The following is a 12,680-nucleotide window of genomic DNA, read 5'->3' as shown; positions in this document are numbered from 1 at the left end:
TGCTCCCTCCGTGCTCACCGCGGCACCGGCTCGTCCTTGATCGCCCTGACCACCGCGGCGACGCGGGTATTGATCAGGGCGGTGAGCTGTCCGGTGTCGGCACCGACGGCGACCGGCGGAGTGCGGTCGTCGACGACGTAGCGGCCGTCGCCGGTCACATCCCGCCACTCCAGCCGGTGCCTGGTCATTCCGCGTGGCCCGAAGACCGAGCGCCCCTGCACGATCTCGATCGTCCCGGTGCGCGTGGTCGGCGCGGCCAGGAAACGGCGGGCCCGCTCCTCCGGGGTGTCGTCGAACGAGTCGTACACGGCGGACCGGCCGAACTCGTAGTCCACCTCGCCGCTCTCCGGCAGCGGCGTCTCGGGTCGTTCCCCCGCGGGTTCCTCCGGCAGTACCTCGGCGGCGGCCGCTGCGAGCCGCACGGCATCGCACCGGGTCACCGTGAATCCGCCGCTGTGGAAGAAGGTCCGGCCCGGGTGCTGCTCGATCACGTACCCGGCCGAGCCGCGCCGGACGCCGAGCACCCGGATCAATCCGGATACTCGCATCGGATCGTCCGAATCCCTGGCGGAGAGCACGAGGCTGATATCGGGCCTGGCCAGCGCCTCGACGAGCTCGCCGAGCGGCGGCTCGGTGAAGCGGGCCAATCGTTGCCTGGCCAGGCCGGTCTCGACCTCGAAGGCGGCCTGCGACTCGATGTCGGTGCTGTAGTAGAACGGCGCGGGCAGCATGCCGAGCCGCGCGTCGTCCCACAGGGTGAAGAACTCGATCGCGTCGAATTCCCGGACGGTGCTCATCGCTCGACGATCGGCTTCGCGACGACCGGCGCGTCACCGAGCGCCTCCTCCAGGTACTCGATCGAGTCCAGGTAGTCCGCCCGCTTGTACTCCCGCTGCTGCTGCCCGGCCCCTGCGCCCGCGCCCGCCGGACCCATGCCGCCCGGCGCACCGGGCGAACCCGCGGTCGGCGCGAGCCCCGCCCGGCTCGCGGCGATGGCTTCGGTGGCGATGTCCGCCCGGGGGAAGAGCTTCGCGGCCGCGCTCAACGGATCCGCCCTCGGCAATCCGGCGCCCGCGCCGCCCGCACCGGCACCGGCACCGGCACCACCGCCACCGGCACCACCGCCGCCCTTGCCGAGCGCCTTCGCGATCTCCTCCCGCGGGTTGAGCCCGGCCAGCCCGGCGGGCAGGACCGGCATCCCGGCTCCGAGGGATTCCTGCGCGGCCTGCTGCGCGGCCTGCAGTGCTTGCAGCGCCCCCTGCGAGCCCTGTTGCAGAGCCTGCTGGGCCTGCTGCGCTGCCTGCTGTGCCGCCTGTTGCCCGTCCGGTGCTCCCGGCCCGGCGCCGAGCTGCCCCTGCCCGGCACCCGCGCCCGGCTGCCCCTGCCCCGCCTCGGCGCCGCGCTGCTGTGCCGCGATCTCGTCCGCCCGCTGCTGCGCCGCCGCGTCCGCCCGCTGCTGCGCGGCCGCCCGCTCCGCCCCCGCCGCGCTCCGCGCGTCGGCCAGTGCCTGTTGCTGCAGCGCCTGCGCCCCGCCGCCACCGGTGCCGCCACCGCCCGTGCCGCCACCACCACCGGTACCGCCACCGCCGTTGTAGCCAGCCGGGTTGTTGCTCGCGTCCGCGCCGGGGTCGGGGATCGGGATGCCGCGTACCGGGGTGACCGCGGCGGGCATGATCGGGATGGCGGCGCCCGCGGTCGTCGCGCCGGGGATGTACCACTCGGCGAAGGACCACTGCGCGAGTTCGGTTCCCTCCCTGATCGTTTGATCGGACGCGGTCTCCGGCGAGATATTGGTCAGATTGGCGGTGAAGGTCCAGTACCAGCCGGCCACGTTGTCCAGGTTGGTGCCCATCAATCCGGCAGCCGTCGCGAACCGCCCGCCGTTGTCCTTGTAGGCGTTGACAGCGTTGCGGGCGCTCTCCGCGCCCTGCCCTTCCCACTGACCGTTGACGAGTGTGGTGATGTTGTTGTTGAACGTGGAGAATCCGGTGTCGAGTTCGGTCGACAGCCAGTTCCAGATCCCGCCCGCGCCGTGAATCCCGTCCGGCGTGAGACTGTCCTGCCAGATCTGGTAGGCGCGCGTGTAGTTCATCCAGGGAACCGGCTCGGTGTCCACCGCGGTGGTGTCGAGCGGCAACTGCACACCGGTGAGCGGAGCGGGCGGGGTGTACTCGCCGGCCCCGTCGCGCCGATAGCGGCCCGCCCAATCGGGCAGTCTTCGGTCTGCCAGCGGCGCGGCGACATCGATGCCGTCACCCGCGGTACTGGCTCGGCGCAGCGCATCGAAGTCACGGCGCGCATCCTCTTCGGTGCCGTCGTAGCTCTGCTGCGCGGCGATGAAGGCCTCGCCCATATCCCGCAGAATGCGTTTGTGGTCCGTCAGGACCGTCTCCGCGTGCTCGCCCGCGAGATGGAATTTCTGCAGCAGCCGCTGCGCGGACGGAATGTGCGGGGACAACCCCGTGAACGACTTCAGCGGTGGGATGTTCGGCATCACCGCTTCGATGGTGTCCAACAGATCCGCGGCGTAGCCCGCGGCGCGGCGCGGGGCGTCACCCTCCAGCCGGAGTCTGCCGCCCTTGAGGGCACCCCACGGATTCGGTTCGGCCATCGGTCAACTCCTCTGGGGTCTGCGCAGCCGGGGGGCGGCAGTCGGCCACACCCGGCCACTCCCCGCCCTGCCATCCTGACACGGAATCGGCGACTCGTCTGCCCCGAAAACCTGGCACAGTACACCTTTCCCACGGTTGGTGATCATCCCACGAGTCCGATGAACTGCTGGTGATGCGCGTGTGAATCATGAACTCGCGCAGTGCGGGCACGCGCAAGCCACCGGAACATGTGGATTTGATTGCATAGTGTTCACCTTGAGTTCGCCCGGATCCTGGTGCACAGTCGAAGTACTCGGGGAACAGGAGGGTCCGGTGGGAGGCAGAGTCGAGGTCGATCCGGACGGGCTGCTCCGGGCGTCGACGCAGATCGGAGATCTCGGTGCGCGGCTGCGGGCGCTGGCGGCGCGCGCCGAGGCCGCGCTCGCGCCGGGGTCGGCCGCCTGGGGCGATGACAAGTTCGGGGCGCGGTTCGCCGCGGGCGCGCAGGGTTTCGCGGCGGGCGGGGATGGCACGGCCACCAGCACCGGCAATGTCGCGGAGACGCTCGACGAGGTGTCGGATGGACAGTCCCGGGCCGCGGGCGCGCTGCGCAACAACGAGTTGGCCTCCACCGAGAGCTTCTGAGCGGGGGCCGATGCCGAACAACGACGCCGAGGCGACAGCGGCCTCCCTGCTCGCCGACTTCCGCGGCCGGATGTCCGCGCTCGCCCTGGCCCAGCAGCGCCGCGCCCAGCTCACCGCGGTGGCGAGCGCGCGCGGCAAACGCGTCAAGGCGACGGTGAACGCCGACGGCGTGCTGATCGATCTGAAGTTCGCGCCGTCGATCGACGAACTCCGCCCCGACGAGATCGCGAAGGCCGTGGTCGCGGCCACCCAGGAGGCGGCGGCCGAGGTGGCGCGGAAGGCGCGGGAGCTGGTGGCGCCACTGCTGGACGAACGTGCACGGCTGCCGAAATTCGCCGAAATGGTGGATGGCATGCCCGATTTCGCGGCCGAGATCCCCGCGGCGCCCGCCGCCCCGACCACCCCGCCGCACGCCGCGGACCGGATCACCGCCGCCGAGCGCGCCGGGGCGCCCGGCTTCACCGATGTCGAGGAGCCGCGGCCGAGCCACGGGGTCACCGACTCCGGTTGGTGACGGGCCGCGATGGCACTGCACATTCCGCCCGCCCTGGAATGGCTGGAGTGGGTCGCGGGCGGTGACTGGCCGCACGGCAACGAGGACTCCATGTGGGAGATGTCGCGCGAGCTGCGCGCCATCGGTGCCGAGGTCGAACAGCTGCTCGGCGAGCTCGACGGCGCCACCCGGACCACGCTCGCCGTCTACCCGGCGGGCGAGGGCCGGGACGGCATGGCGGACTTCCTGCACGGGCTCCGCTCCGGTGACGGCTCGCTGGAGCAGCTCGCCGCGAACTACGTGGCGCTCGCCGACTCCGCCGACCAGATGGGCGACCAGCTGCAGGCCGCGAAGCTGAACGTCATCGCCGGGCTGGTGCTGCTCGCCGCCGAGCTCGCCTACGCGCTCTTCCTCGGCCCCGGCGCGCCGTTCGCCCAGGCCGGGGCGATCGCGGCCACCCAGGCGGCGTTCCGCTGGCTCGGCATGCGGCTGCTCGGCTACATCGAGCGCCTGGTCGGGCGGATGATCACCAACCAGGTCGCGCGCACCATCACCACCCGGCTGGTCTACGAGATCACCCAGGAGGCGATCGTCGAGGCGCTGCAGGGGGCGGCCCAGGAGTTCACGGTGCAGGCGATCCAGGTCGGGGGCGGGCACCGGGACGGGTTCGACTGGGGGCAGATCGGATTGAATACCGGCATCTCCGCCGTCGCGGGCGGTGCTGCCGGACCGGCCGGGCACCTGCTCGGCCGCGCGCTGCCCGGTGCGCTGCCCGGGGTGTTCAGGGGCGCTGTGACCGGGGCGGGCGCGGGAGCCGTCGGCGCCGGGGCCGGGTGGGTGGCCACCGGGGTGGCGACCGGGAACTGGGAGTTCGATCCGCGCATGTTGACCGGTGGGGTCATCGGTGGGATGGGGCCGAGCGCGGTGTACGGGGCACGGGGGTTGTCGGACTTCTCCGGGGCGCCGATGCCCGCGCCGGGGAGCAGCTCCGCGCCCGTGGCCGCCGCGGCGCCCGGCGCTCCCCCGCCCGGGATGTCGCCCGCGTCCGGGCAGTCGCCGGTGGGGGATGGTGCTGCCACCGTGGCGCCGGGCGGTGGTGGTGATTCGAGTGCGCAGGCCGGTGGGGGTGGTGGCGGGTCGCGCGGGGGTTCGGGGGCTGCCGCGCGGGACGGCGCGGATGTCGACTCCGGCTCGCGGGGCGGCGAATCCGGTTCGCACGGCGATCGGGCAGGCGGTGCGGACAACCGGGCAGGTGACGGTGGCGGCGTCGAGGGCAACGCAGCCGGGTCCGCGGACGGCGCTCCCGGTGCCGGTACCGCAGCGGGCGAGTCCGGCGGGCGTGCCGGGGACGGCACCAGCGAAACAGGCACCCGAACCGGGGACGGCACACACGCAGGGAACAGCGAAGCAGGCACCCGAACCGGGGACGGCACACACGCAGGGAACAGCGAAGCGGGCACCCGAGCCGGGGACGGCACGCACGCAGGGGACGGCGAGGCCGGCGCCCGAACCGCGGAGGGCGATCGGGGGGCGGCCGAGGTGGGCGCGCGGACCGCGGACGGCGCGTCCGATGGCCGCGCCGACGGTGCCGCGCGCGCGGCGGACTCCGGGCGGTTCACCGGCGACGGTACCGCCGCACACCCCGGCTCGACCGTGACCACCGCGGGCGCGACGCCGGTGCCCGGATCTCCCTCCGCCACGGCGCCGCCGAACGCGAGCGCGGCGCCCGGTTCGAGCCTGCCCTCCGCCACATCGTCGCCGAGCGCGAGCCCGCCCGGTTCCCACTCCTCCGCCACCACGACACCGGCGAACGCGAGCGCGCCCCGATCGACCCCGTCCGCGAGCGCGGCGCCGGCGAACACCGGCCCGCCCGGATCGAACCCCTCCGCCGGATCGCCGGGCGGGGGGACGGCACCCTCCGGTCCGGGTACAACGCCTGCCGCGCAGGCGAGCACCCCCGACCGCCCCGGCGGCACACCGATCACCGGCGCCCAGCCGGCGGCACGATCCCGGGCCGCGGACGCCACCGGCTCCGACCCCGCGCCCCAGCGGGAATCGCGCGCCGGCGCAGCCGCCGCCGCGCTTCCGGCTCTGCCGATCGACGCCACCTCGACCGGCAGCGAGGCGCCGCAGCGGGTGCAGAACCACGCCACCCCGGACGTCATCACCCCGATGCTCCTCCCGGACACCCCGCCCCCGCGCCCCCGCCCCACCACAGCGGCGGGCAACGGCGACGGCAGTGTCCCCCACCGAACCCCGGACACCCCGACCAGCGACGACACCCGCACCCCGGGCAACTGCGTCCCGAGCGCCCTCACCGTTGCCGCCGCCAGAACCGAACCGGGTACGGTCTCCGTCCCGGATCCCCCCGGCCCCGGCGGCCTCGATGCCGAGACCGTGGAGCAGCACGCGGGCACCCGGATGCGGGAGGCCACCTCGCACGACCAGGTCGTCGCCGACCTGCGCGCGCTCGGCGACGGCGCCACCGTCGTCGTGGTGGACGAGTACCCGGGCCCGGCGAACGAGTACGACGTCGGCGCCCACGCCTACACCCTCACCCTGGACGACGGCGTCGTCACCGTGCACGACGATGCCCTGCCCGGCGGCGCCCGGCCACTCGCCGAACACACCCCGGCGCACCCCGTTTCGCGAATCCTGGTCCTCGCCTACAACGCGAAGGGCCACCCGCTGCACCCCGTCGGAACCCATCCGCACGAGGTCGGCCCACTGGCCCGCATCGGCGAACCCGGACCACCCGGCGTGGTGGCTGCGGTCGGTGCGGCACACGGCGCCGCCCGCAGCGGCGACCGCCTCACCGACGCCGACATCCTGGCCCGCGTCATCCCCGACCTGCGCCTGGTCACCCCGGGCGAGCTGATCTGGAACCGCGGCGACAACGTCTTCGAGCTACCCGGCCGAGCCCCGCGCCGCACGATCCGGCTGCTCGCCGGCCCGGTGCCGGACGACCATCTGGCCACCTACCACGCCCGGCCGGACGGCACCGGCTACGACGTCGTCCTCTCGACCGGCACCAGGGACGCCGACATCACCCGCACGGTGGCGAACGCGCTCGCCGCGATCCAGCAGGTCGAGCACGGCGCCGATCCCGGCCGGGCCGGCCGCAGCGCCGAACTGCGGGTGCTCGCCTCCGCCGTCGACCGCGCCGCCGCCGACCCGAACCAGGCAGGCGAGCTCGCCGCGCGCCGGGCAGCGCTGACCGAGCACATCGACCACCTCGACGACCTCGACGCGCTGGCAGCCACCGATCCCGCGCTCGCGCAGCGCATCCGCCTCGAGCAGCGGGAGGCGCTCGCCCTGCGCCCCCAGTTCTCCCCCGACCTCACCGACACCGATTTCGACACCGGCACCGCCGAGCACCTGAACCGGCTGGAACAGCACCTCGACGGCGAGTACACCGACTCGATCCTGGCGGCCGAGCAACTCGGCCTGGCCGGCCGCATGCACGAGGAGCTGGCCCGGCGCATCTTCGACCCGGTCTTCGACCGCTCGACCGCCGCCGCCCGCGCCCCGATCCGGCCCGCGCTCGACGCCGTGCTCGCCCCGATCACCACGGCGATCAACGCCCCCGCCCTCGACCCGGCCCAGCGCGCGGCGGCCCTGCACGACGCCATCGACGCGCTGGCGACCAGCACCACCCCGGAGCTGCGCGCGGTGCTCGATGTCGCCGCCATGCACCGCGCCGCCGACGCCTTCGCCGCGGCGCCGACCCGGATCGGCGCGGTCCTCGACCGGGCGAACGGAACCGTCCGGCTGGAGCAGGAGCTGCCCGGCCGCCCGCGCGGCACCGAGCTCTCCTTCCGCGACCTGCTGCACCTGATCGACGAGGCCAACCGCGGCGCCGCCGCCAACGGCATCGACCTGGACTACGTCCTCGTGGTGCACGATCCCACCGGCGACCACTCCACCCTGCAGCTGCTCTCCCGGCCGCGGCCCCAGCACCGGCTGCCGCTGCACCAGAACCTGCGGCACACCGACGGCGCCCCGTTCGAGCCAGACCCGCTGCCGTCGGCGCGCGCCGCCGCGGCGGGCGGCCACACCGTCGACGTCGGGGTCGGGCGCAGCGCCTTCGCCGCCGAGCTGACTCCGGACGCCGACCGCGCGGGCGGCGGCCTGGTGATCCAGACCGAGCTCACCGGCGACTACACCGGCGCCGGCCAGCGCCGCCGCGACCTCGGCGTGCTCGACCCCGGCGCGCTCCCGCTGCCCGGCGTGGTGACGGTCTACGCCGACCTGCTCGGCGCGGGCCGGTTCCTGAACGTCGGCGGCAACGGCGGGATCGGCCGCATCTTCGTCAACAATGTCAGCGCGCACCTCGGCGCCGCCGACTACGACGCCCTCGCCCGCGCCCTCCCCGCCGCGCTCGCCCCCGGCGCGCGGATCGAGGTGCAGTGGGACATGAAGTCGGAGCAGGCCGACGACAGCGGGTACGCCGGCGACCGCGGGCACATCCAGGCCGACCTCCTCCTGCAGGCGCTCCGGCGGGTCAACCCGCCCGCGATCGCCGATGCCTTCCACATCGTGCAGACCCAGGTCTTCGATGGGCAGGGCAACGAGAACTACCTGTACTCCATCGACGCAGGCGTCCGGAACGTCATGAACGCGGCCGCCATGGCTCGCTTCGCCGCGCCGATCCCGGACCACCGGATGGTGATCGCCTACGAGCCGGAGAGCCGGATCACCGACCTCACCGGCGCCGGGGACCGCAGGTACTCCGCCGCGGAGCACGCGTACCGCCCGCGGGACGGCGTGCTGCGGCCGGGCCGTACCGCGCCGGACGCCGTGCCGACGCCGAACGATCTGGGCCGCATCCTGGAGCTGGGGTTGCTGGCCGATCAGGCGGAGCGGGTCGCCGCGGACCCCGAGGCGAGGGCGCGGACGCGCTGGGAGAGCCTTCTCCTCGTCGAGGCCACCGGGCTGCGGGAGGGGACGCTCGATGCCGCGCAGCGCAGGCAGCTCGTCACGAGCCGCCTGCCGGAGGTGAGCCGCGGCCGGGTCGAGGCGCTGCTCGCCGATGTCGCGCGGGCGGAATCCCTGCTCACACCCGGCGATCGGCAGTTGGTCGCGGACGCCCGCTCCGCGATCCGCGCCGCGAGAGCGCTGGACTTCGTCTCCCTGCGGTTCCACGGCGCGGTCCTGCGGGCACACCACACCTTCGGCGCTCAGGCGGAGGCGGGCGGGTTCCCGGCCCGTGCCGCCGAGGGGAACCTGATCGAGGAGGACGGCGCCCGCTGGTACCGCTGGCCGCCGAATGCCGAGGTCACCCTCACCGCCGGTCCGCCGACCGAACCCGCGGCCGTGCACGAGGAGTGGTCCCGGCTCTCCCCGGCCGAACGGGACGACCGGTACCGAACCGATCCGTACCTCGGCAACCGCGACGGCATCCCGCACGCCGACCGGAACCGCTACAACCGGCAGACCCTGGCCCGGCTCCGGGCCGATGCCGTGCAGCGGAACGACGAGACCAGGCTGCGGGTCATCGACGACATGCTCGGCATGTTGAACAACTCCGGCGAGCACCTGCTCTCCTACCTGGACGCCGAGCTGCGCTACATCTACGCGCTCGGCGATCCGGACACCGCGCGGAACGTGGTGGTCGAGCTGGCCGGTGCCTTCCGGCGGCGCAGCGGCGTCGGCTACGCCGAGCAGACGCTGGCGCAGCTGCGGCAGGCCGCGGCCGCCGTCGACCCGGAGGCGACGACGGCGGTCCTGCTGTTCGGCGCCTACGACAACCCGAACTCGCTGAACGCCGCGCTGGGATCGGTGGCGGCCGAGGAGGGCGCGCCCGCGGTGCGGCGGTTCCACGACGGGCTGCGGGTCACCCACCGGGGGCCGCGGCCGCACATCACCACCATCGCGCACTCGTACGGCGGCGTCGCGGGCGGGCACGCGGCGGGGCACGGCCACGCGCTGAACACCGACGCGCTGGTCTTCGTCGGCAGCTGGGGAACGGGCGTGCCGCACGTCGGCGAGCTGCGGCTGACCGGGGTCGCCCCGGCGGAGATCGGCGCGCACGTCTTCGCGACGATGGCGCGCTACGATTCCATCCTGCTGATGCCGAGGACGCACGGCCCGCCGCCGGCCACCCCGTCCTTCGGCGCGACGGTGTTCGAATCCGGCTCCCGGCCCAGCGACACCGGGGCCGGCTGGAACCCGGACGATCACGTGGCGCCCAACTACCTGGACTCCGGCCACCCGGCGTATCAGGCCATCGGACTGATCGTGACCGGGCTGGGGCACCTGCTCCGATGATCGCGAAGGAGGACGACATGTCCGAGCCGACCGGCGCAGTCCGGACCCGGTTGCGCGGTTACCTGACGGACACCCTCGCTGAGCTGCCCGCAGGCTCGGCGCTGGTGCTGCGCCATCCGGATCTGCCGAACGCCGGGTTCCACCGGGGCGTCACACTTCCGTGGAACGACAGCGATCCCGAGGACGATCGCGCGTTCTTCGACATCGCGTACTGGCTGCTCGGCCCCGCTCCGGAGAGCGCGGATCAGTGGTACGACGGCATCGTGCGCGGCTGGGCGGAGCGCGGCTGGCCGCTGCGCTCGGATCGGGACACCCGCCCGCGCGGCACCACCGCGACCACGCCCGACGGCTACCGCCTGACCGTCAGGCAGAGCGTGCGCGGCCATCTCGGCGTCGCCGGCTCGACGCCGCCGTTCCCCGCGGGGGCGGCGGCCGGGGAGCCGTGGCCCGACCGGATCGATCGCACGCCGGAGCCGCGCCGGGAGCTCGACCGCGCGGCAGCCGAACTGCGCGCGGAGCTGCTCGGGCTCACCGCTCGGCTCTTCCCCGGTGCGAGTCCCGAGCTTTCGATGCTCGCGGAGCCCGCCGTGCTGGAGTACCGGGAACCGCTGCGCCACCACTTCACCGCCACCCTGCAGGTGGCCGAGGGCGGCGCGGACGACGTGCCCCGCGCCGCGGCCGTTCTCGCTGACGCGGGCTGGCTGGTGACCGCAGCGGACGACCGGACGCTGACCGCGACCCGCGGCGGTTTCCGGCTCCGCGTGCGCGCCTACGCCGGCGCCGCCGGGCTCGGGATCAGCGGCGAGACACCCGGATACGTGCTGTCCGCGCAGGCCGCACCGGCCCGGCCGGAGCCGGTGGTGACGGCGGCGACGCTGCGCGCCGGCGCCCTGCTCTGCTACGAGTGCGCCGGGCTCGGGCACTGCCCGGAGTGTCTCGGTCGCGGCTGGATTCTCGACGCCGAGCGGCGGCGCACCCGCTGCGTCGAGTGTCGTGGCGCGCGCACCTGCCCGGTCTGCGCGGGCGCCGGACAGCTCGTGATCCGTGAGCTGAGCGACCCGCAGCGGCAGCAGTACCCGGAGCTTGACCCGGGGCGCTAGGCGTCGACCGAGCCGTGCCTGCGCTGGAAGCGCTGCTCGAACTCGGCGATGTAGATCGAGGGCGGCACCGAGGACGAGGACTGCTCCAGCACCCCGTCGTCGGCGACGTAGAAGATGGCGCGGCCGACGGCGATCTCGCCGGGGCGGGTCGGCACGTAGACCATCCAGCCGACGCTGAGCCGGTCGGCGCGCAGTTCGTCCGGCGGGTAACCGGTCGTGTCGATGCCCTGCTCGCGGAGGTGCCCGCGGACCGCGGCGAGCGCGTCCTCCCGCGGCATCGGCTCGGGCAGCGTCAGCACCACGCCTGCCATGCCGAGCTGGTAGTAGGCGCTGTCCAGGTCGAAGTACTCGCCGTCGCCGAACACCTCGGCCAGCGTCTGTCTCGTCACCACGCCGATCTCGGCCGCCGAGACCAGGTTGGCGACCGATTCGCGCTGCCGCTCGGTCGGCTCCTCGGCGAGCAGGCCGGAGACCACGTCGACCACGGTCGCGCCGGTCCAGATGCCGGGCACCGCGTCCGCCAGCCGGTCCGCCGTCGGCGATTCGCCGCGATACCAGGTGCCGCCCTCCCACCAGTAGCAGAACGAGAGCGTGCCTGCCGCCGCGCGCGGGTTCAGCACCGGGTTGGCAACCCACTCCGGGGCGCCCGCGTACCAGCGCGGCGCGGGGGCGCCGCCGTTGTAGACGGCGTCCAGCTCCGGGGAGCCCCAGACGCCGCCGGAGAGCACCGCGCGCCCGCCGGGCAGCACATACAGCGTCGACCCGCTCCGGCGGGAGCCCTCGAAGAACCCGAGCGCGGGCAGCATCCGCGGCCCCCACTGCGACCCGGCCGCCACGAACGCCGCCGCCATCACCGCCCAGCGCGCCCACAGCACCGGGAAGGCGGGCAGGTCGCGCTCGGAGACGACGGGGAGCACCCCTGCCGCCCGGTCGGCGCGCGCCTGCTGCGCCGCCGCTCGCGGGGAACGGGTCTGCGCGCCATCGTGATACAGGTACGCGGCCAGCCAGACCGGCAGCCCGGAGCGCGGGAAACTCTCCAGGTCGGCGCGGTACGCCTCGGCGGGCAGCAGCTGATCCTCCGGGAACGGCTCGTCGCCGTAGTCGTAGTCGATCTCGATCTCGCCGGTGCTGCGCAGCGCGAGCAGCAGTCGCCACCACGGGCCGTCGCCGAGCTCGGCGGCCACCGCGCGCTGGGCGCGCACCAGCTCGAGCACGTCCGGGGTCGGCTGCGCCCGCATGCCGCGGCCTGCGTCGTCGAAGAAGGTGATCAGCGCGAGTTCGGCGGCGGTGGTCATGGCGAAGACCGCCTCCAGGCGGCGCCAGCCCGCCGGGCCGAGCGCGGCGATGGCGCGGGCCAGGTCGCGGGCGAGCGCCTGGGCGCGGGCGGTGGGGTCGGGGAGTTCGACGCCGCCGAGGGTGAGGTCGACGTCGGGGGCGTCGGGATCGTCGGTGCGCGGCTGTTCGGGATCGTCCGGCTTGGTCACGGCGCAGCAATCTCCTCGTTCGTGCGGACGACGCCCGCGGACGGCGTCTCTCGGTGTCCGAGCAGGGGTCCGGGACTCATCCTGGCACAGGCTCCCG

The 12,680-nt window shown here is 74.3% G+C and carries 7 protein-coding genes; 4 read left to right on the top strand and 3 right to left on the bottom strand.

Going from position 1 to position 12,680, the window contains the following annotated elements:
* Positions 1-14: 14 nt before the first annotated feature.
* Both ACFO0B_RS21465 and ACFO0B_RS21460 read right to left on the bottom strand, forming a co-directional pair.
* Positions 15-797, bottom strand: a complete 783-nt coding sequence (locus ACFO0B_RS21465) for an ESX secretion-associated protein EspG (RefSeq protein ID WP_378614313.1) — start codon at positions 795-797, stop codon at positions 15-17.
* Positions 794-2,611 (bottom strand): hypothetical protein, encoded by a 1,818-nt coding sequence (locus ACFO0B_RS21460; protein WP_378614312.1) that lies wholly within the window; start codon positions 2,609-2,611, stop codon positions 794-796. Before ACFO0B_RS21460 ends, ACFO0B_RS21465 begins: the two co-directional genes overlap by 4 nt.
* Before the next feature lie 313 nt (positions 2,612-2,924).
* Here ACFO0B_RS21460 and ACFO0B_RS21455 point away from each other — a divergent pair, with 313 nt between their 5' ends.
* Genes ACFO0B_RS21455 through ACFO0B_RS21440 form a run of 4 tightly spaced genes read left to right on the top strand, consistent with a single transcriptional unit; the run spans position 2,925 to position 11,099 of the window.
* Positions 2,925-3,236: a PE domain-containing protein gene (locus ACFO0B_RS21455; protein WP_378614311.1), complete on the top strand. Its 312-nt coding sequence runs from the start codon at positions 2,925-2,927 to the stop codon at positions 3,234-3,236.
* Positions 3,237-3,246: 10 nt separating this feature from the next.
* Positions 3,247-3,750: a YbaB/EbfC family nucleoid-associated protein gene (locus ACFO0B_RS21450; RefSeq protein WP_378614310.1), complete on the top strand. Its 504-nt coding sequence runs from the start codon at positions 3,247-3,249 to the stop codon at positions 3,748-3,750.
* Positions 3,751-3,759: 9 nt separating this feature from the next.
* A complete protein-coding gene (locus ACFO0B_RS21445; RefSeq protein WP_378614309.1) occupies positions 3,760-9,999 on the top strand; it encodes a WXG100-like domain-containing protein in 6,240 nt (2,079 codons plus the stop codon).
* A 17-nt stretch (positions 10,000-10,016) separates the two neighbouring features.
* Entirely contained in the window at positions 10,017-11,099 is a 1,083-nt protein-coding gene (locus ACFO0B_RS21440) for a hypothetical protein (protein WP_378614308.1), read from the top strand.
* Here the strand turns inward: ACFO0B_RS21440 and ACFO0B_RS21435 are convergent.
* On the bottom strand, positions 11,096-12,583 hold the full coding sequence (locus ACFO0B_RS21435) for a hypothetical protein (protein ID WP_378614307.1): 1,488 nt from the start codon (positions 12,581-12,583) through the stop codon (positions 11,096-11,098). The genes ACFO0B_RS21440 and ACFO0B_RS21435 overlap by 4 nt on opposite strands.
* Positions 12,584-12,680 lie beyond the last annotated feature (97 nt).

It is taken from the genome of Nocardia jiangsuensis (genome assembly GCF_042650385.1).
GTDB lineage: Bacteria > Actinomycetota > Actinomycetes > Mycobacteriales > Mycobacteriaceae > Nocardia > Nocardia jiangsuensis.
This window is presented reverse-complemented; position numbering and strand designations above follow the sequence as displayed.

Excerpts from the sequence above, each read along its gene's own strand:
- ACFO0B_RS21465 (WP_378614313.1), bottom strand. The coding sequence starts at position 797 with ATGAGCACCGTCCGGGAATTCGACGCGATCGAGTTCTTCACCCTGTGG.
- ACFO0B_RS21460 (WP_378614312.1), bottom strand. The coding sequence starts at position 2,611 with ATGGCCGAACCGAATCCGTGGGGTGCCCTCAAGGGCGGCAGACTCCGG.
- ACFO0B_RS21450 (WP_378614310.1), top strand. The coding sequence starts at position 3,247 with ATGCCGAACAACGACGCCGAGGCGACAGCGGCCTCCCTGCTCGCCGAC.
- ACFO0B_RS21445 (WP_378614309.1), top strand. The coding sequence starts at position 3,760 with ATGGCACTGCACATTCCGCCCGCCCTGGAATGGCTGGAGTGGGTCGCG.
- ACFO0B_RS21440 (WP_378614308.1), top strand. The coding sequence starts at position 10,017 with ATGTCCGAGCCGACCGGCGCAGTCCGGACCCGGTTGCGCGGTTACCTG.